16 protein-coding genes and 1 riboswitch are annotated in these 17,565 nt (G+C 72.0%); of the genes, 10 read left to right on the plus strand and 6 right to left on the minus strand.

The window, feature by feature from the left end:
- The first annotated feature begins 69 nt into the window (after positions 1–69).
- From KZJ41_RS06595 to KZJ41_RS06620, 6 genes are all read left to right on the plus strand, one after another.
- The gene (locus tag KZJ41_RS06595) at positions 70–1,158 is read left to right on the plus strand and encodes an ABC transporter substrate-binding protein (protein WP_050034701.1); all 1,089 of its coding nucleotides are present in this window, start codon (positions 70–72) and stop codon (positions 1,156–1,158) included.
- Positions 1,155–1,979, plus strand: a complete 825-nt coding sequence (locus tag KZJ41_RS06600) for an ABC transporter ATP-binding protein (protein WP_029541783.1) — start codon at positions 1,155–1,157, stop codon at positions 1,977–1,979. Before KZJ41_RS06595 ends, KZJ41_RS06600 begins: the two co-directional genes overlap by 4 nt.
- Complete coding sequence (locus KZJ41_RS06605) at positions 1,972–2,844, plus strand: ABC transporter permease (RefSeq protein WP_006931126.1); 873 nt, start codon at positions 1,972–1,974, stop codon at positions 2,842–2,844. Before KZJ41_RS06600 ends, KZJ41_RS06605 begins: the two co-directional genes overlap by 8 nt.
- Positions 2,845–2,877: 33 nt before the next feature.
- Positions 2,878–4,230 (plus strand): LLM class flavin-dependent oxidoreductase, encoded by a 1,353-nt coding sequence (locus KZJ41_RS06610; protein WP_065922945.1) that lies wholly within the window; start codon positions 2,878–2,880, stop codon positions 4,228–4,230.
- Between the two features lie 154 nt (positions 4,231–4,384).
- Positions 4,385–4,846 carry an MFS transporter gene (locus tag KZJ41_RS06615; RefSeq protein ID WP_373566477.1) on the plus strand — a complete coding sequence of 154 codons (462 nt, stop codon included), beginning with the start codon at positions 4,385–4,387 and terminating at the stop codon, positions 4,844–4,846.
- Between the two features lie 7 nt (positions 4,847–4,853).
- Positions 4,854–5,840 carry an LLM class F420-dependent oxidoreductase gene (locus KZJ41_RS06620; protein ID WP_006931130.1) on the plus strand — a complete coding sequence of 329 codons (987 nt, stop codon included), beginning with the start codon at positions 4,854–4,856 and terminating at the stop codon, positions 5,838–5,840.
- Positions 5,841–5,865: 25 nt separating this feature from the next.
- Here the strand turns inward: KZJ41_RS06620 and KZJ41_RS06625 are convergent, their stop codons facing one another.
- From KZJ41_RS06625 to KZJ41_RS06635, 3 genes are all read right to left on the minus strand, one after another.
- Complete coding sequence (locus KZJ41_RS06625; RefSeq protein ID WP_006931131.1) at positions 5,866–6,429, minus strand: GNAT family N-acetyltransferase; 564 nt, start codon at positions 6,427–6,429, stop codon at positions 5,866–5,868.
- Between the two features lie 2 nt (positions 6,430–6,431).
- Entirely contained in the window at positions 6,432–7,100 is a 669-nt protein-coding gene (locus tag KZJ41_RS06630; RefSeq protein WP_006931132.1) for a DUF3239 domain-containing protein, read from the minus strand.
- A 136-nt stretch (positions 7,101–7,236) separates the two neighbouring features.
- Positions 7,237–7,521, minus strand: a complete 285-nt coding sequence (locus tag KZJ41_RS06635; RefSeq protein ID WP_232334102.1) for a hypothetical protein — start codon at positions 7,519–7,521, stop codon at positions 7,237–7,239.
- Between the two features lie 1,010 nt (positions 7,522–8,531).
- Between KZJ41_RS06635 and KZJ41_RS06640 the strand changes: the two genes are divergently transcribed.
- The 3 genes from KZJ41_RS06640 to KZJ41_RS06650 all read left to right on the plus strand — a co-directional run bounded on the left by KZJ41_RS06640 (position 8,532) and on the right by KZJ41_RS06650 (position 12,323).
- Positions 8,532–9,932 carry a CitMHS family transporter gene (locus KZJ41_RS06640; RefSeq protein ID WP_065922944.1) on the plus strand — a complete coding sequence of 467 codons (1,401 nt, stop codon included), beginning with the start codon at positions 8,532–8,534 and terminating at the stop codon, positions 9,930–9,932.
- A gap of 67 nt (positions 9,933–9,999) precedes the next feature.
- Positions 10,000–11,673, plus strand: coding sequence for a sensor histidine kinase (locus tag KZJ41_RS06645; protein WP_006936181.1), 1,674 nt, complete (start codon positions 10,000–10,002; stop codon positions 11,671–11,673).
- Positions 11,655–12,323: a response regulator gene (locus KZJ41_RS06650; protein ID WP_006936178.1), complete on the plus strand. Its 669-nt coding sequence runs from the start codon at positions 11,655–11,657 to the stop codon at positions 12,321–12,323. Before KZJ41_RS06645 ends, KZJ41_RS06650 begins: the two co-directional genes overlap by 19 nt.
- A 12-nt stretch (positions 12,324–12,335) precedes the next feature.
- On the opposite strand, the gene KZJ41_RS06655 is transcribed toward KZJ41_RS06650, so the two are convergent.
- Together KZJ41_RS06655 and KZJ41_RS06660 are read right to left on the minus strand one after the other, a co-directional pair.
- On the minus strand, positions 12,336–13,994 hold the full coding sequence (locus KZJ41_RS06655; protein ID WP_006936177.1) for a DNA repair helicase XPB: 1,659 nt from the start codon (positions 13,992–13,994) through the stop codon (positions 12,336–12,338).
- A 76-nt stretch (positions 13,995–14,070) separates the two neighbouring features.
- Complete coding sequence (locus tag KZJ41_RS06660) at positions 14,071–16,359, minus strand: helicase-associated domain-containing protein (RefSeq protein WP_251550387.1); 2,289 nt, start codon at positions 16,357–16,359, stop codon at positions 14,071–14,073.
- A 59-nt stretch (positions 16,360–16,418) separates the two neighbouring features.
- On the opposite strand from KZJ41_RS06660, the gene KZJ41_RS06665 reads away from it, so the two are divergent.
- Positions 16,419–16,607 (plus strand): hypothetical protein, encoded by a 189-nt coding sequence (locus tag KZJ41_RS06665; protein ID WP_006936172.1) that lies wholly within the window; start codon positions 16,419–16,421, stop codon positions 16,605–16,607.
- Between the two features lie 64 nt (positions 16,608–16,671).
- Here KZJ41_RS06665 and KZJ41_RS06670 read toward each other — a convergent pair whose 3' ends face one another.
- On the minus strand, positions 16,672–17,256 hold the full coding sequence (locus tag KZJ41_RS06670; RefSeq protein WP_006936171.1) for a resuscitation-promoting factor Rpf1 domain-containing protein: 585 nt from the start codon (positions 17,254–17,256) through the stop codon (positions 16,672–16,674).
- A 9-nt stretch (positions 17,257–17,265) separates the two neighbouring features.
- Positions 17,266–17,491, minus strand: a riboswitch (cyclic di-AMP (ydaO/yuaA leader).
- Positions 17,492–17,565 lie beyond the last annotated feature (74 nt).

A 17,565-nucleotide genomic window follows, 5' to 3' on the forward strand; every position in this document is an offset into this window, starting at 1 on the left:
CCGCGCGCCGCATTTCTCCGTGCCCGCCGTGCCGGGCCTCTTCGTCGAACGTAAGGGACAACTCTCGCGATGTCGTATTCCACGCTGCGCAGCCGACTGGTCCGGTCGGCTGCGGTCGCAGCCACTCTCGTCACCCTCGCCGCGGGGGTCGCGGCCTGCTCCTCGGGGTCGGAGACCACCACCACCGAGGACGGTCGCACCGTCCTGCGCTACCAGGGCTCGGCCGGCCAGGTCACCTATCCCGAACTCGCGGAGAACCTCGGTTACTACGAGAACGTCGCGCTGGACTGGGTGGGCGACACCACCAGCGGTCCGCAGGACATCCAGTCCGCGGCCACCGGCCAGACCGAGTTCGGCGGCGCATTCAACGGCGCCGTCATCAAGCTCGCCGCCGCCAACTCGCCGATCACGTCGGTCATCAGCTACTACGGCTCCGACAAGGAGTCGTTCAACGGCTACTACGTGCTCGAGGACAGCCCGATCCGCACCGCCCGGGATCTGATCGGCAAGAAGGTGGGGATGAACACGCTCGGTGCCCACCACGAGTTCCTCGTCCGCGAATGGCTCGCCCAGCAGGGACTGACCCCGGACGAGATCAAGCAGGTCGAACTGATCGTCGTGCCCCCGGTGAACACCGAGCAGGCGCTGCGGGAAGGGCAGATCGACGTCGGCACCCTCGGCAGCGTGTTCCGCGAGACCGCGGTCTCGCGCGGCGGGATCCGTCCGCTGTTCACCGACGAGTCCCTGTTCGGGGCGTTCAGCTACGGCACGTACGTCTTCCGAGACGACTTCATCGCCGAGAACCGGGACGCGGTGGCGGATTTCGTGCAGGGCACGGCGCGGGCCATTCGCTGGGCGCAGACCACCCCACGCGACGAGGTCATCGCCGAGTACAAGGAGATCATCAACGGCCGCGGCCGCAACGAGAACACCAACCTCGTCGAGTTCTACAAGAGCCCCGGCGTCGCCGGCCCGGGCGGGACGATCACCGAACAGGAGATCCAGACCTGGCTCGACTGGCTCGCCCGGAACGGCGAACTGCCCGAGGGCACGTTCACCCCGGCCGACATCTACACCAACGAATTCAACCCCTACGCCAACGGCACCTACGAACCGTCGAGCGGTCCGAACGGTGAACCCGTCGAGGAGGCGAAATGAGCACCACCCCGAAGCTCCGTCTCGAGCACGTGACCAAGCAGTTCCCGGTCCGCGGTACGGACACCGCGTTCACTGCCCTCGACGATGTCAGCCTCGACCTGGCCGACGGTGAGTTCCTCGTCCTCGTCGGCCCCAGCGGCTGCGGCAAGTCCACGCTGCTCGACCTTCTCGGCGGGCTGAGCAGCCCGACGTCGGGACGGATCCTGCTCGACGGACAGCCGATCTCCGGGCCGGGCCTGGATCGGGGCATCGTCTTCCAGCAGTACGCGCTCCTGCCGTGGCGCACCGCGCGGCACAACATCGAATTCGGCCTCGAGGCGAAGGGCCTGCCCCGGCGTCAGCGCCGCGCGCTGGCCGAGCACTACCTCGAGCTGGTGGGGCTGCGCGGGTTCGGCGATCGCTATCCGCACGAGCTGTCCGGCGGCATGAAACAGCGCGTCGCGATCGCCCGGAGCCTGGCGTTCGACCCCGAGGTGCTCCTCATGGACGAGCCGTTCGCCGCCCTCGACGCGCAGACCCGGGAGTCGTTGCAGGACGAGCTGTTGCGGATCCGGCACGAGACCGGCAAGACCATCCTGTTCATCACCCACGGCATCGACGAGGCGATCTACCTCGGACAGCGCGTCGCCGTGCTCACGTCCCGGCCCGGGCGGATCAAGACCGTCGTGGACATCGACATCGATCGCACCGTCGACGACGTCCGGTCCGGCGAGGCGTTCCGACACTATCGACACCGGATCTGGTCGTTGCTGCACTCGGAGGTCGAGCGCGCGCAGCACCACGAGTTCGGTGCCGCAACCCAGGAGGTGCAGCATGTCTAGTCCGAGCGCCACGCTGATCGACCCCGTCGAGCTCGACGGGGCCCTCGCGGAGCAGCGACCCGCGCCGGCCGTGCCCGCCCCGGGCGCCGGGACCGGACGCCGGGTCGGTGCCGTCGTATGGCGCGGTGTGAAGCCGGCCCTCGCGATCCTCGCCTTCCTCGCGGTCTGGGAGACCGCGCCCCGGCTCGGGCTCGTCGACGAGGTGTTCCTGCCGCCCTTCACCGTGGTCGCGGAGGCCTTCACCCAGCTGATCGGTAGTGGCCAGCTCGCCGAACACCTCGGCGCCAGCCTGTCCCGGGCCGTCACCGGATTCGTGATCGCAGTGCTCGTCGCGATCCCGCTCGGGGTGGCGATCGGCTGGTACCGGCCGGTGGCCGAGTTCCTCAACCCGATCCTCGAGCTGTTCCGCAACACCGCCGCGCTCGCACTGCTGCCCGTGTTCATCCTGATCCTGGGCATCGGCGAGACCTCGAAGGTGGCGCTGGTGATCTACGCGAGCACCTTCCCGATCCTGCTCAACACCATCTCCGGCGTGCGCACCGTGGATCCGCTGCTGGTCAAATCGGCCCGTTCCCTCGGTCTGCCTTCCTACCGCCTGTTCCAGAAGGTGATCCTGCCGGCTGCCGTGCCGACGATCTTCACCGGCATCCGGATGGCTGCGGCCTCGTCGATCCTCGTGCTCATTGCGGCCGAGATGGTCGGCGCCAAAGCAGGTCTCGGCTATCTCATCACCGCCTCGCAGCTCAACTTCCAGATCCCGAACATGTATGCCGGCATCGTCGCCATCTCCCTCGTCGGTCTGACCTTCAACGGGATCCTCGTCGCAGTCGAGCGCCGACTGTCCCGCTGGCGCGCAGACCAGTAGTCCGTCCGTTCCCACGTACTCGGATAGGTTGTCATGTCCCAGTCTCCGAAGCAGTTCCACCTCAACGCCTTCCTGATGGGGGTCGGCCACCACGAGGCCGCCTGGCGGCACCCGCGCACCGACGAGCGCCGCGTCCTCGACGTCGCACACTTCCAGGAGCTCGCGCAGATCGCCGAACGCGGCAAGCTCGACTCGGTGTTCTTCGCCGACGGCCTCGCGACCGGTCCCCGCGTGGAACACAACATCCAGGCGGTCTTCGAGCCGATCACCCTGCTGTCCGCGATGGCCGTCGTCACCGAGCGGGTGGGCCTGATCGCCACCGCGTCGACCGGCTACAACGAGCCGTTCAACCTCGCCCGCAAGTTCGCCTCGCTCGACCACATCAGCCACGGCCGCGCCGGCTGGAACATCGTGACCTCGGGTGGCGCCGACGAGGCGGCCAACTTCGGCTACGACGAGACACCGGACCACGCCGGCCGTTACGACCGCGCCGCCGAGTTCGTCGACGTCGCCGTCGACCTGTGGGACAGCTGGGACGACGATGCCGTCGAGCTGGACGTCGACAGCGGCCGCTTCGCCGACCCGGCCAAGGTACACACCATCGACCACGACGGCGCGCGGTTCACGGTGCGCGGCCCACTGAACTCCCCGCGCTCACCCCAGGGCCGTCCCGTGCTGGTACAGGCCGGATCCTCGGAGAGCGGAAAGGATTTCGCCGCCCGGTACGCCGAGGCGGTCTTCACCGCGCAGCGCACCCTGGCCGAGGGGCAGGCGTTCTACCGCGACCTGAAGGCCCGCGTGGCCGAGGCGGGGCGGGATCCGCACTCCCTGAAGGTGCTCCCCGGGATCGTGCCGTTCATCGGCGACACCGAGGCCGAGGCCAAGGCGCTCGAGCAGGAGTTCACCGACCTGATCTCACCGGCGTACTCGTTGCGCCAGCTCTCCGGGATGGTGGGAGTTGATCTCACCGAGCATGCCCTGGACGCGCCCCTGCCTCCGCTGCCGCCGATCGACCGGATCCAGGGCAACAAGAGCCGCTACGAACTGGTGAGGAACCTCGCCGAGAGCGAGGGCCTGACCGTGCGCCAGCTCATCGGGAAGCTCGGCGGCGGCCGCGGTCACCGCACCTTCGCCGGCACCCCCGAACAGATCGCCGACGAACTGCAGCTGTGGTTCGACAGCGAGGCCGCCGACGGCTTCAACGTCATGCCGCCGTATCTGCCCGGCGGACTCGAGGACTTCACCACCCGCGTGGTGCCGATCCTGCAGGAGCGCGGGCTGTTCCGCACCGAGTACACGGCGACGACGTTGCGCGGCCACTACGGGCTCGACCGCCCGGCCGGTCGCCTCGCGGCCACCGCATACGCGGGTGCCGCGACGGCGTGAGTCCGCCCCTCGAACCGACGTCGCTCGTCCGGACGGTGTTCGTCCCGTCCGCGATCTTCGGGATCGGGCAGGGTGCCGGGGCCCCGGTGGTTGCGCTTCTCGCGCGCGACCTCGGGGCCCCGGTGTCCGTGGCCGGGTTGATCGTGGCGTCGACCTGCTCTGTTCGTATCCGGCGGGACAGATGATGGACCGCTTCGGCCGCCGCGTCGTGGCGGTGCCGTCGCTGCTCGTGATCGGTGTGGCGTTTCTGGCGCTCCCGATCGCGGACGATCTCATCTCCCTCGTGGCGGTGGCCGTGCTCCTCGGAATCGGCAACGGCCTGGGCAACGGCGTCATCATGACGCTCGGGGCCGACACCGCCCCGCCGCGGACGCGTGCGGAGTTTCTCGCGGCCTGGCGACTGATGCACGACAGCGGTATGTTCGCCGGCCCGTTCGCGGTCGGAGCCGTCGCCGCGCTGTCGCTGGCGGCCGGCGCACTGACCGTCGGAGGACTCGCGATGCTCGGTGCCGCCGTCATGTACCGGTACATTCCGCGATACTCGGCTTGGCCGCGTCGCACGCTGCAACCGGCGTCGGCGTCCGAGAAGGCAGCACACACCACGACACCGAGTTAGGACCCACATGCGTTTCGGATTCTTCGTCCCCCAGGGCTGGCGGCTCGACCTCGTCGGCATCGATCCCGCCGAGCAGTGGCGGGTGATGCGCGACCTGGCGCAGCGCGCCGACGCCGGCCCGTGGGAATCGATCTGGGTGTACGACCACTTCCACACCGTGCCTCTGCCCACCGAGGAGGCCACCCACGAGGCCTGGTCGCTGGTGTCGGCATTCGCCGCGGTCACCGAGAACGTGCGCATCGGACAGATGTGCACCGCCATGAGCTACCGCAACCCCGCCTACCTGGCGAAGGTCGCCGCGACCGCGGACATCATCTCCGGCGGCCGCATCGAGATGGGCATCGGCGGCGGATGGTACGAGCACGAGTGGCGCGCGTACGGATACGGCTTCCCGCCCGCCGCCGAACGGCTGCGCCGGCTCGACGAGGGCGTGCAGATCTTCCGGCAGGCCTGGACCACCGGCACCGCGACCCTGCACGGCAGGCACTACCAGGTGGACGGCGCCGTCGTGCGCCCCCTGCCGCTGCAGGACGGCGGCATCCCGCTGTGGATCGCCGGCGGCGGGGAGAAGGTGACCCTGAAGATCGCGGCCAAGTACGCGCAGTACACCAACTTCGACGGCACCCCGGAGGGCTTCGCCCACAAGTCGGAGATCCTGCGCGGGCACTGCGCCGACGTGGGCACCGACTTCGACGCCATCGTCCGCTCGGCGAACTACAACGTCGCGATCGGCCGGACCGAGGCCGAGGTGCAGGAGCGCCTCGATGCGCTGCGCGCGCGGCTCGAACCGTACGTCGGGCCGGAGAAGGCCGACAGCGCGCTCGACGCGTTCCGGGGGCTGCCCGCCGTCGGCACTCCCGAGCAGATCGTGGAGAACTTCACCGCGCTGAAGAAGCAGGGCATGACCTACGCGATCCTCTATTTCCCCGAGGCCGCGTACGACACCTCGGGCATCGAGTTGTTCGAGAGGGAAGTCCTGCCCGAACTGCGCTGACCGGGGTCGCCGGCGGCCGTGCCGATCACATCGGCCACCCGTCGGCCGGCACGCGTGGGTCGTCGGGCAGCAGACCCGCGACCCACGCGTCGTGCCGCACCCCGCGCTGCAGCACGCCGCGCCGTTGCACCCCCTCGAAGCGGAAGCCGACGCGCCGCGCCACCGCCGCCGACGCGAGATTGGCGGCCAGCGCCCGCCATTCGATACGGCCCAGTTTCAGACCGTCCGCGCGGAAGGCGAAGTCGCACAACACGTTCACCGCGGCCGTCGCGAGCCCGCGGGTGCGTGCGGCCGGAGCGATCCAGTACCCGATCTCCGCGGCCGACGGGTCGCGCGCGATCAGCCCGATCGTGCCCAGCAGCGGGCCGTCGGCGGTGGTCCGCACCGCCCACACCGGACTGTGTCCCTCCCAGCCGGCGGGCACCACGTCGCCGACGAACCGTTGCGCGTCGGCGCGGGTGTAGGGGTCGGGGACCGTCGTCCACCGGACGATCGACCGGTCCCGGCAGGCGGCCGTGATCGCGTCGACGTCGTCCGGGCCCGGCACCGTGAGAACGACGGTGCTTCCGGCGAGGACGACGGGTCGCATGGTCAGCGGAGGTCGGGGGGCAGGTCCTTCGGGTCCAGCACGAGCCGGCGCTCGTCGCTGGCCGCGACCTCGTCCGAGAGGGACAGCTTGCCTTCGACCACCTTCCACTCGGTCTCGTCGATGGCGGCCGCGGCCTCCCGCAGCACCGAGGCGTCGCGGGTGCCCCACGCGATCGGCATCGGGCTGACCATCTGCCACGCGCCGCTCGTGTTGCGGGTGGTGCGGTCCGACAGCACCGCGACGCACGGCACGCGCTCGCCGACCTGCACCCGGTGCCCCGGTACGGCCGTGACGTCCCGGGCGACCAGCGCATAGCGGTGGACGCCGGTCTCCGGCTTGGCGATGTCGACGAGCGCGAGCAGCGTCATCCCGCGCGGCCGGAGCTCGGAGACCACGGCCGGCACCAGGGGACTGTCCCGGTACAGGTGCTGGATCGTGCCCACCTTGCGCGGCGCCCATACCGCAACCCACGCAGCGGTGAGTGCGGCGACGATCACCACCGCCGCGACGACGAAGGACCACGCCTGGCCGATCAGGAGCAGCCACACCGCGGCCGCCGCGAACAGCACCGCCAGCACGATCCCCGAGACCCGCAGCCGCCGCACCTCGGCGACGGTCTGATTGACGGCCTTGGCGTGGGGCAGGTCCACGGGGAAGTCGAAACGGCGCACGCCGTCAGCTTATGCGACCGGCTGGTCGGCGGTGGAGCCCTGTAGGGGGGCCGCAGCGGTGGTGAGGGGGGCGTTGCTGTGGAGCCCTCTCGCGCGATGGCGCAGGATCCACCCCTTCGACACGAGGACCTTCGGATCACTGCGTAGCGGCCCGTACCGCCGCGATCACCCCGGCGACGAGCAGGGCCAGCAGGGCGACCACGAGCAGGACCGGAGCCAGCAGCGCCACCAGGACGACGGCGAGAGCAAGGAGGATCTTGGCCTTGATGCTCAGTCCGGACAGCAGGCCCTTGAACGCTGCCCACACGACGTTCTTGCCGGTCAGGAAGGCCCGGATCCCCTCCAGGACGGCACCTTTGATCGGGTGGCCCTCGGTGACGGAGTCGGTGAGCTGATCCGTCCACCCGGGGATCTTGCGCATCACCGCGGCTCCTTGCCTCCGCGCCGCGCGCGCAAGTCGGCGAACGCGGATCTTCAGCCACTCGACGAGGGCCGCGAAGGGTCCGGGCTTGCGGCTCGGAAGAGGCTCGCCGCGACCAGTGGGTCCGGGGCGTTGCGAGGTCGAGGCCGGCCGGCGGGGCGTGCGCTCCGGCGACGAGGGCCGGGATGCCGACGAGGGCCGGGATGTCGTGGAGGTGCGGGACTGCTCGCGGGGCCGCTGCCGTGCCTCCCCCGCGGCGGCGGTCCGCGTCCGCGGACGGGCCGGGCGCGTGGCGGCTTCCTGCCCCGGGCGGCGGGGGGTCTCCGACGTCGATCGGCGGGGGGCCGTTGCCCGTTCGGTGCGCGGCTTCGACGCCGTCCGCCGCGGTGCCGCCGTGGTGGTCGATTTCGTGGCGGCCTCCTGCCCCGGGCGGCGCCGGGGGGCATCCGACGTCGATCGGCGGGGTGTCTCCGGCGCCGATCGACGGGGGGCCGTTGCCCGTTCGGTGCGCGGCTTCGACGCCGTCCGCCGCGGTGCCGCCGTGGTCGATTCCGTGGCGGCCGACTTCGTGGCGGCCGACTTCGCGGCGGTCGGTTTCGTGGCGGACGAGCGTCTGCGGGGCGCTCGTTCCCGGCCGGCGGTGGCCGACGCCGTCGGCCTTTTCGCCGTCCCGGACGACGGGGCCGCACGACGCGGCCGCTCGGTCGTCCTGGTCGAGCTGCCCCGGTCCGCGGCCTTGGTAGCCGTTCGGCCGGGGCTGCCGGATGCGGTCCGGCCACCCTTGTCGCCCCGTGCGCCCATGCGGAAGGCGTACCCCTCATGCGGTCCCGGTAAACCCGCCGACCGGGGCGAATGCACTCGAGCAGAATGCGCACAACGGCGCTATCGCACGCAACGGTGACCACCCGCAGTGGCCTGCCCCACACTTCCGTGTAGCAGAGATCACACCGGGCGACGACCCGGATTCTCGAACCTCCTCCGCACCGTCCACCGACGAAAGCGAGCAGATCGTGCTTGTCTTCCTCGGCTTCCTCATGGTCGCCGTCTTCATGTATCTGATCCTGTCCAAGAGGGCCACTCCCGTCGTCGGGCTGATCCTCGTTCCGGTCGCCTTCGGCCTGTTCGCCGGTGCGGGCGCCGATCTCGGCGACATGATCGTCGACGGGGTCACCGACCTCGCCCCGACGGCCGCGCTGCTGTTCTTCGCGATCATCTTCTTCGGGATCATGATCGACGTGGGGCTGTTCGACCCCCTGGTGCGGCTCGTCCTGCGGCTCGTCCGGGACGACCCGGCGCGGCTCGTCGTGGGGACGGCAGTGCTGGCGATGGTCGTCTCCCTCGACGGCGACGGCTCGACCACCTTCATCATCACCACGTCCGCGATGCTGCCGCTGTACCTGAAGCTGCGGGTGAGCCCGGTGGTGCTGACGGTTGTCGCGGGCCTGTCGAACGCGACGATGAACATCATCCCGTGGGGCGGCCCGACGGTCCGCGCCGCCAGCGCGCTCGGCCTGTCCCCGTCGGATGTGTTCGTCCCGATGATCCCGTCGCTGCTCGTCGGCCTGGTCGTCGTGCTCGGGTTCGCGCTGCACCTCGGTGTCATGGAGCGCCGGCGCCTCGGCAAGCTGGTGTGGACCGCTGAGCCGGTCCTGGCCGGCGCCGGCCGCGGCGGCTCCACGGGAGCGGGTCGTTCGGGTTCGCGTGGCGCCGGCAGCGGATCCGGCCCGGACGCGCCCGGCGACGACGAGACCGGCGGTTTCGTCGCAGGTCTCGACCCGACCCGCGCGACCCTGCGACCGAGGCTGCTGCCGTTCAACGCGCTGCTCACCGTCGCCCTGCTCGTCGTCCTCGGGCTCGACATCCTGCCCATCCCCGTCCTGTTCATGATCGCCGCAGGCCTGGCGCTGGCCGTGAACTTCCCGCGCGTGTCGGAGCAGTCCGAGGCGATCGTCCGGCACTCGTCGAGCATCGTGTCGGTCGTGGCCATGGTGTTCGCGGCCGCCGTCCTGACCGGTGTGTTCCAGGGCACCGGCATGGTCGAGGAGATGGCGCAGTGGCTGACCGGCGCGATCCCGGACGCGCTCGGCCCCTACCTGGCGGTGATCACGGGCGTGCTCAGCATCCCGTTCACCTTCTTCATGACCAACGACGCGTTCTACTTCGGCGTGCTGCCGGTCCTGGCCGAGACGGCCGCCCAGTACGGGATCGAACCGGTCGAGATGGCCCGCGCCTCGATCACCGGCCAGCCCGTGCACATGCAGAGCCCGCTGGTGCCCGCGATCCTGCTGCTCGTCACCCTCGCCGGCGTCCAGCTCGCCGACCACCACCGCAAGGTGCTGTGGCGTGCGACGCTCGTGTCGCTCACCATGTTGGCCGTCGGCATCCTCCTGGGCCAGATCCCGCTCGGCTGAGCTCCGCACCGACGTACCGTCGCGAGAAACGGATCAACGTGTCGGACCCCGAACTGCCGGAGGCGTCGTGAGGCTGCGCACCCAGGTGCTGCTGTTGCAGTCCGCCGTGGTGGCGGTGGCGCTCGGCCTCGGGTTCGCGGCGTTCGTCACCACCACCGAGGACCGCGTCACCGACGAATACGGACAACGCGCCCTCGCCGTCGCCCGGACCGTCGCAGCCGATGCCACGGTCCGGGCCGAGGTGGCCCGGCTCGCGGCCGCCGACGACGGAGTCGTCGCACCCGGCAACCCGGAGCTCGCGACCGGCACGGTCCAGCAGGCCGCCGAGGCGGTGCGCGCGGCCACCGGCGCGTTGTTCGTGGTGGTCACCGACGAGCAGGGACTGCGGCTGGCTCACCCCGACGCGCGGCTGCTCGGTCTGCGGGTCAGCACCGACCCGGACGAGGCCCTGGCCGGACGGGAGGTGGTGCGCAGCGAGCGCGGCACCCTCGGCGACTCCGTCCGGGCCAAGGTGCCCGTCGTCGCCCCCGGCTCGGAGCGGGTCGTCGGCGAGGTCAGCGTCGGCATCGCCACCGACCGCGTCCGGTCGGAGCTGCGCGAGGACGTCGCGCAGGCGGCGCTCGTCGCGGCCGGCGCCCTGGCGTGCGGCGCCGCGGGATCGGCGCTGCTGGCCCGCCGGTGGAAGCGGCTGACCCTCGGCCTCGAGCCCGAGCAGCTCGCCGAGCTGGTCCGGGAGCAGGAGGTCGTGCTGCACGGCATCGGGGAAGGGGTGATCGGCGCCGACACCGAGGGGGTGGTCACCGTCGTCAACGCCGAGGCCCGGCGGCTGCTCGACCTGCGCGGCGGAGTGGGGGACCGGCTCGAGGACGTCGGGCTCACCCCGCGCCTGCTCGACGTCGCGCGCCGCCCCCGCGACGAGCCGGTGGCCGCCGCCGCGGGCGACCGGATCGTGCTGGCCGTCGCGCGCCGGGTCCTGCGCGACGGCCGCGACCTGGGCACCGTGATGTCGGTGCGCGACCGCACCGACGTCGAGAAGCTCACCCGCGAACTCGACGCCGTGCAGTCGCTGACCACCGCCCTGCGGGCCCAGCGGCACGAGACCGCGAACCGCCTGCACCTGCTCTACGGCCTGCTGCAGCAAGGCCGCAGCGCTCAGGCCACCGAGTACCTCGAGCAGCTCCTCGGATCCGGGCCCACCGGCCGGCCCCTCGACGGGCTCGACGCCGTCGCCGACCCGTACCTGCACGCCTTCCTCACCGCCAAGGCCGCCCACGCGCGGGAGAGCGGGGTGACGCTGGTCCTCGGCGAGAACACCTGGGTGCGCGGCACCGTCCGCTGCCCCGTGGACGTCACGACCGTGCTGGGCAACCTGCTCGACAACGCGATCGAGGCGGCCCGCGAGCACGGGCACGACCCCGCCGAGGTGGAGGTCGAACTCGTCGAGGCCGGCCGCGACCTGCACCTGGCCGTCGCGGACACCGGTGCCGGCATCGCCGCCGGCCGCGCCGGGGAGGTCTTCGGGGAGGGTGTCACCACCCACGCCGACGGTGCCGTCCCGGGCGGTCGCGGAATGGGCCTGGCGCTGGCGCGGCAGGTGGCCCGGCAGCACGGCGGCGACGTGATCCTCGCCGATCCCGGCGGGCGGCGCACCCCGGACAATCCCACCGGGGGCGCGGTGTTCGTCGCCACGCTGATCGACGTACTCGACGAAGGAGACACCGCGTGGGCGGATCCGATCTGACGGTGCTCGTCGTCGACGACGACTTCCGCGTCGCGGAACTGCACGCGAGCGTGGTCGCCGCGGTGGCCGGGTTCCGCGTGGCGGCGGTCGCCGGTACCGTCGCGGCCGCGCGCGACGCGGTCCGCGAGGCCCCGGTCGACCTCGCGCTCGTGGACGTGTACCTGCCCGACGGCTCCGGCATCGACCTGATCCGTGAACTCGACTGCGACGCATTCGTACTCGGCGCAGCCGCCGAGGGCACGACGGTGCGGGCCGCGCTGGCCGCCGGCGCCTCGGGGTATCTGGTCAAGCCGTTTCCCAACACCGAACTCGCGCGGCGGTTGTCGGCGTACGCGCAGTACCGGCGTCTCGTCGCCGGCGCCGAACTCACCCAGGCCGAGATCGACTCGGCGCTCGCCGCGCTGCGCCCGGCGCCGTCGGGCGCCGGCGACAGGGCGCCCCGATCGGTGACCAAAGAACTTGTCCTGCAAGCTCTCTCGTCCTCGAATACGCCCATGTCGGCGGGGGAGGTGGCGGCCACGATCGGGGTGTCCCGCGCGACCGCTCAGCGTTATCTCGCCGCGCTCGTCACCAAGGGGCAGCTGCGGATGCAGCTCCGGTACGGCAGCACGGGACGACCGGAACAGGAGTACCGCCTCCCGCCCGGCTGAACCGGCCGGCGGTCAGCCGATGGTGGGGCCGAGCAGATCGTCCGCGTCGGTGATCCGGTACGCGTAACCCTGCTCGGCGAGGAACCGCTGCCGGTGCGCGGCGTACTCGGCGTCGAGGGTGTCGCGCGCGACGACCGAGTAGAAGTGCGCCTGCCCGCCGTCGTGCTTGGGGCGCAGCAACCGGCCGAGGCGCTGCGCCTCCTCCTGGCGCGAGCCGAACGTGCCCGACACCTGCACCGCCACCGACGCCTCGGGCAGGTCGATCGAGAAGTTCGCGACCTTCGACACGACGAGCACCTTCAGCTCACCGGCGCGGAAGCGGTCGAACAGCTCCTCGCGCTCCTTGTTCCGGGTCGAGCCCTTGATCACCGGGGCGTCCAGCGCCTCGCCGAGCTCGTCGAGCTGATCGAGGTACGCCCCGATGATCAGGGTGGGGGAGTCGCGGTGCCGGTCCAGGATCGACTTCACCACCGCGATCTTCGTGTGCGCGGTCGAGCACAGCTTGTACCGCTCCTCGGGCTCGGCCACCGCGTACGTCATCCGTTCCGCGTCGGTCAGGGTCACCCGCACCTCGACGCACTCCGCGGGCGCGATCCAGCCCTGCGCCTCGATGTCCTTCCACGGTGCGTCGTAGCGCTTGGGGCCGATGAGCGAGAATACGTCGCCCTCGCGGCCGTCCTCGCGCACGAGGGTCGCGGTGAGGCCGAGCCGGCGCCGGGACTGCAGGTCGGCTGTCATCCGGAACACCGGGGCGGGCAGCAGATGCACCTCGTCGTAGATCATCAGCCCCCAGTCGCGGGAGTCGAACAGCTCGAGGTTGCGGTACTCGCCCTTCGACTTGCGGGTGATGACCTGGTAGGTGGCGATGGTGACCGGGCGGATCTCCTTCTTCTCCCCGGAGTACTCGCCGATCTCGTCCTCGGTGAGCGACGTGCGGGCGATCAGCTCGCGCTTCCACTGCCGGCCCGCGACGGTGTTGGTCACCAGGATCAGGGTGGTGGCGCCCGCCTTGGCCATCGCGGCCGCACCCACCATCGTCTTCCCCGCCCCGCACGGCAGCACCACCACGCCGGAGCCGCCGGCCCAGAACGAGTCCGCGGCCATCTCCTGGTAGTCCCGCAGGTGCCAGGGGTTGGTCTCGAAGTCGAGGTTGATCGCGTGTGCCTCACCGTCGACGTAGCCGGCGAGGTCCTCGGCCGGCCAGCCGACCTTGAGCAACATCTGCTTGAGCCGGCCGCGCTCGCTCGGATGCACGATCACGGTGTCGTCGTCGAGCCGGGCGCCGAGCATCGGCGCGATCTTCTTGTTGCGCATCACCTCCTCGAGCACCGCCCGGTCGAGGCTGACCAGGGTCAGGCCGTGCGCGGGGTTCTTCACCAGCTGCAGCCGGCCGTAGCGGGCCATGGTGTCGACGATGTCGACGAGCAGCGGCTGCGGGACCGCGAACCGGGAGTGGGTGACCAGGGCGTCGACGACCTGCTCGGCGTCGTGTCCCGCGGCGCGGGCGTTCCACAACGCCAGCGGGGTGACCCGGTAGGTGTGCACGTGCTCGGGGGCGCGTTCGAGCTCGGCGAACGGCGCGATGGCCTGCCGGGCCTCGTTCGCGAGGGCGTGGTCGACCTCGAGGAGCAGGGTCTTGTCGGACTGGACGATCAACGGTCCGTCGGCCACGGACGCCTCCTAGCACGGGAACAGGCAGAACCTCCCCATTCTCCAGGTGCGGCGGCAGGCCCGCCACCGGCCGCCGTCACTCCACGAGCGCGACCGTGGTGATGCGGTGCAGCACGAAGCTGCGGACCGTGCCCGCGGCGGGGTCGAACGCCTCGAGCTGCCCCCCGCCGACGGCGACGGGATCGACGATGCGGTGAGTGGCGACGCCCTGCGCGTCGACGTAGCCGATCCGGACGCTGCGCTTGCCGTGCGCGGCGAGTTGCAGCAGCGCCATCGTCGCGGCACCGCCCGTGCGGGTGCCGTCGCCGCGGACGGTGGTGCCGCGCGGGGCGGCCGCGGCCCGGTCCCCGGCGCGCAGCGTGCGGATCAGGGTGTCGAGTTGCTCCCCGGTGGGCGGCGTCGGTCCGATGTAGCGGGGCCGTGCCCGCGGCACCGACACCCGGGCGCCTCGTGGCCGCAGGTCCAGCACCGCGCCGGTGGCGTCCTCGCCCGCGGGCGCGAAGCCCGCACCGCGCAGCTCGGCGAGCACCTCCGCCAGCGGCGCCTGCGACACCGCGACCGTCGGCGCGACGGCCCGCAGGGCGAGGTGGCCGGCGACGGGGTGACCGAGCACCTCGGCCAGCAGCGCCGGGTCGTCGGAGCGGACGAACGAGGCGGCGATCCCGGCGCGGAGCCGGCCGTGGCGGCGGGCGACGTCGTCGATCAGGTAGGTCAACGCCTGGGGGACGGGAGTGCGCGAATGCGTGGCGAACAGGGCGTGCAGCTCGGCGGCGCCGGTGCCCGCGTCCAGAGCGCGGCGCACGCCGGGCTCGCTCACCCGGTACACCGTGGCCGCGCCCGCCGACTCGACGTCGGCGACGAGGGCGATGCGGTCCGCGAGTTCGGGCACCAGGGGGCCGGGCGCCACCACCGTCAGGTCGGCCTGGACCAGCACGTAGTCGACCGGTTCCGGCAGGACCGCGGCCATCTCCGCCTCGGGGTCGCCGCCGTGCAGCAGCGCCTTGCCGGGCGAGGCGAGAGCCCCGTGCGCGACGACGGCCAGCGCCGTCGCCTCCCGCAGCGTCTCGGCCACCGTGTCGGCGCCGAGCCGGGCCGCCCACCGCGGCCGCCGCCAGGCCAGCACGGCTCGCGCCGCATCCGCGCCGGGCGCCGACCCGGGCACCTCGGCGAGCAGCTCGAGCAGCAGGCGCCGCTCGCGCGGTGCGGCGGTGGACTGGCACTCGTCGGACAGTGCGGCGATCGGCTTGTCCGTCGCGTCGCGGCGCCCGACGAGCCACGGACGTCGCGGCGCGTCGAGCCACGCGCCCGCGAGCACGGCCCAGCGCTGCGCGGGCGGCGCGTTCGACCAGCCGTCGGCGGCGGTGGTCGGCGCCCAGTAGTCGTCGATGTCCGTCGGGGGCGGCGGCTGGGGCACACCCCGCGAGATCAGGCCGGCCGCGGCGAGCACCTCGACGAGCAGCGCGGCGAGTTGCTCGTCGACGTCGACGGTCTTGGCGAGGCGGCGCAGTTCGCGCACTCCGAGTCCCCCGGACTTGAGCGCGGGGGCGGGCAGCGCGGCGAGCGCGTCGATCAGGTTCTCGCAGTGCCGCAGCAGTTCGAGGGCGGCGCCCGCAGCGGTGGCGTTGACCTCGGCGACGACGTGCGTCGCGGGCAGCGGCCGGGGCGGGGTGAGGGCGGCGGGGTCGAAGGGGGCCTCGCCGCGCAGCGCCTGACCGACCCGGTGCGGCAGCTCGACGGTCTCGTCGTCGAGCCGGATCAGCAGCCCGGCGGTGAGCAGGCGCTGCACGGGCCGGTCGGCGGGTGTGCCCGCCGCGGCGTCGCGGGTACGCCCGACGGGCGAGGTGCGCGCGAGGGTGTCGAGCAGGCTGCGCTGCGCCGGATCGAGGTCGGCGAGCAGGGCGCCGACCTCGGCCGGGGCCGGCAGCTGCTCGGGGTCGGGACTGCGGCCGATTCGCCACGGCACCGCCTCGGCCGCGGCCTTGACCAGCCGCAGCCCGTCGGCGGGACCCCACACGAGCGACAGGCGGCGCAGGCGGTCGAGGGACCGGTCGACGTTCTTGGCGGTGACGCGGCCGGACACGGAGTCGAGCAGCGCCCGGCGGGTCACCGGCTCCCGGTCGGCGCCCAGCCGGGTCAGCGCGTCGACCACACCGAAGTCGAGGACGGTGAGTTCGTCGGCGGCGCGGAACACCGAGGCACGTTGCTGCGCGCGGCCGGCCAGGACGGCCATCGTCGCGGGTGGCGGGACCACCAGGTCGGGGCGCGCGCGCAGCAGCTCGGCGAGGTCGGCGTCGCGGCGGTCGCTCAGCCAGCGCGCGAGCGACTCCGGCCCGGTCTCCGGCGCGGCGGGGTCGGTGGCGGTCATCGAGACCAGATTAGAGACCTGAAGTAGCTGTCCGTGAACCTGCCTGCCAAAATGAGCGCATGGCTGACAATTCGAAGAAGCAGTATGTCGATCCGGGGTGGCCCAAGGTGGCGGACGGGGACCACGCCGTCACCGAGTTGTCCTCGACTCGTTCCGGCCCGTTGTCCCCGTACGGCGAGGAGATGGAGTTCCCGTTGCCGGTCGACTCCCTGCCGTACACCCACCCCCGCACCGTCATCAACCGCTGATCGAAGCACGAAAGAGCCCCGCACCGGAACGGTGCGGGGCTCTTTCGTGCGTCTGTGCCGGGTATCAGTTCGGCAGGGCGGCGTTGACCGCGTCGACGAGGTTCTGGTCGACGGCGATGCCGGCCTGGCGCAGGGCGTCGAGGCCCTGTTCGAAGCCGGCCCGCAGGCCCTGGGCCTCCGCGGGCAGAGCGGGAAGCTCGGGCACCTCGGGGGCGGCCTCGACGACCGGGGTGTTCTGGACGGTGCCGGCGCTCGTGGACGGGGCGCTGCGCTGCGTCGGAGCGCTGCTCAGGCCGAGGCTCGAGGAGCAGGACGGCCACGCGCCCCAGCCCTGGCCGGCGAGCACGCGCTCGGCGACGGTGATCTGCTGCTCGCGGGTGGCCTGGTTGGCGGTCGCCGCGTACTCGCCGCCGCCGTAGGCGTTCCACGTGCTGGGGGAGAACTGCAGGCCACCCTGGTAGCCGTTGCCGGTGTTGATGCCCCAGTTGCCGCCGGACTCGCACTGCGCGAGGCGGTCCCAGTCGGAGTCGGGAGCGGCGTTGGCGGTGCCGCTGAAGGCGACGCCCGTGACGCCGAGAACCGCGCTGGTCAGCGCGAACTTGGCGACGGTGCGGCCGGTGTTGGTGGGTTTGCGATGGCGTCCGCTCATGTCGGTTCCGGTTCCTCTCCGTACGCGCCTACGAGGTCAGCTGTCGGGTTCGGGCTGAAGAGGTAGCCCGGCCTCCTCGCCGGTGGGCGATTCGGCTTCACCCCAAGGACCGTCGCCGTGGGCGGCGATCCGGGTGCCTCCTGGGAATCGGTGTTCCCTGGGAGACCGTTGGGTCCCCCGCTTCCTGCTCCCGTGGATCGTTCGTCGGGACACCCGGAATCCGCGGAGCAGGATTTGGCGCGACGGACCCGGGGTGGCCGAACCAACCGGCCGGAGACGACGGTAACGGCTCGAGGCGGGGATTGTCAC

Origin of the sequence: Rhodococcus sp. 11-3, assembly GCF_023704055.1 — a bacterium.
In the GTDB taxonomy this organism is placed as follows: Bacteria; Actinomycetota; Actinomycetes; order Mycobacteriales; family Mycobacteriaceae; genus Rhodococcus; species Rhodococcus aetherivorans.

Bases quoted from the DNA above. Each gene is read 5' to 3' on its own strand.
- KZJ41_RS06595 (WP_050034701.1), top strand. From the start codon at position 70: ATGTCGTATTCCACGCTGCGCAGCCGACTGGTCCGGTCGGCTGCGGTC.
- KZJ41_RS06600 (WP_029541783.1), top strand. From the start codon at position 1,155: ATGAGCACCACCCCGAAGCTCCGTCTCGAGCACGTGACCAAGCAGTTC.
- KZJ41_RS06605 (WP_006931126.1), top strand. From the start codon at position 1,972: ATGTCTAGTCCGAGCGCCACGCTGATCGACCCCGTCGAGCTCGACGGG.
- KZJ41_RS06610 (WP_065922945.1), top strand. From the start codon at position 2,878: ATGTCCCAGTCTCCGAAGCAGTTCCACCTCAACGCCTTCCTGATGGGG.
- KZJ41_RS06620 (WP_006931130.1), top strand. From the start codon at position 4,854: ATGCGTTTCGGATTCTTCGTCCCCCAGGGCTGGCGGCTCGACCTCGTC.
- KZJ41_RS06625 (WP_006931131.1), bottom strand. From the start codon at position 6,429: ATGCGACCCGTCGTCCTCGCCGGAAGCACCGTCGTTCTCACGGTGCCG.
- KZJ41_RS06635 (WP_232334102.1), bottom strand. From the start codon at position 7,521: ATGCGCAAGATCCCCGGGTGGACGGATCAGCTCACCGACTCCGTCACC.
- KZJ41_RS06660 (WP_251550387.1), bottom strand. From the start codon at position 16,359: ATGACCGCCACCGACCCCGCCGCGCCGGAGACCGGGCCGGAGTCGCTC.
- KZJ41_RS06665 (WP_006936172.1), top strand. From the start codon at position 16,419: ATGGCTGACAATTCGAAGAAGCAGTATGTCGATCCGGGGTGGCCCAAG.
- KZJ41_RS06670 (WP_006936171.1), bottom strand. From the start codon at position 17,256: ATGAGCGGACGCCATCGCAAACCCACCAACACCGGCCGCACCGTCGCC.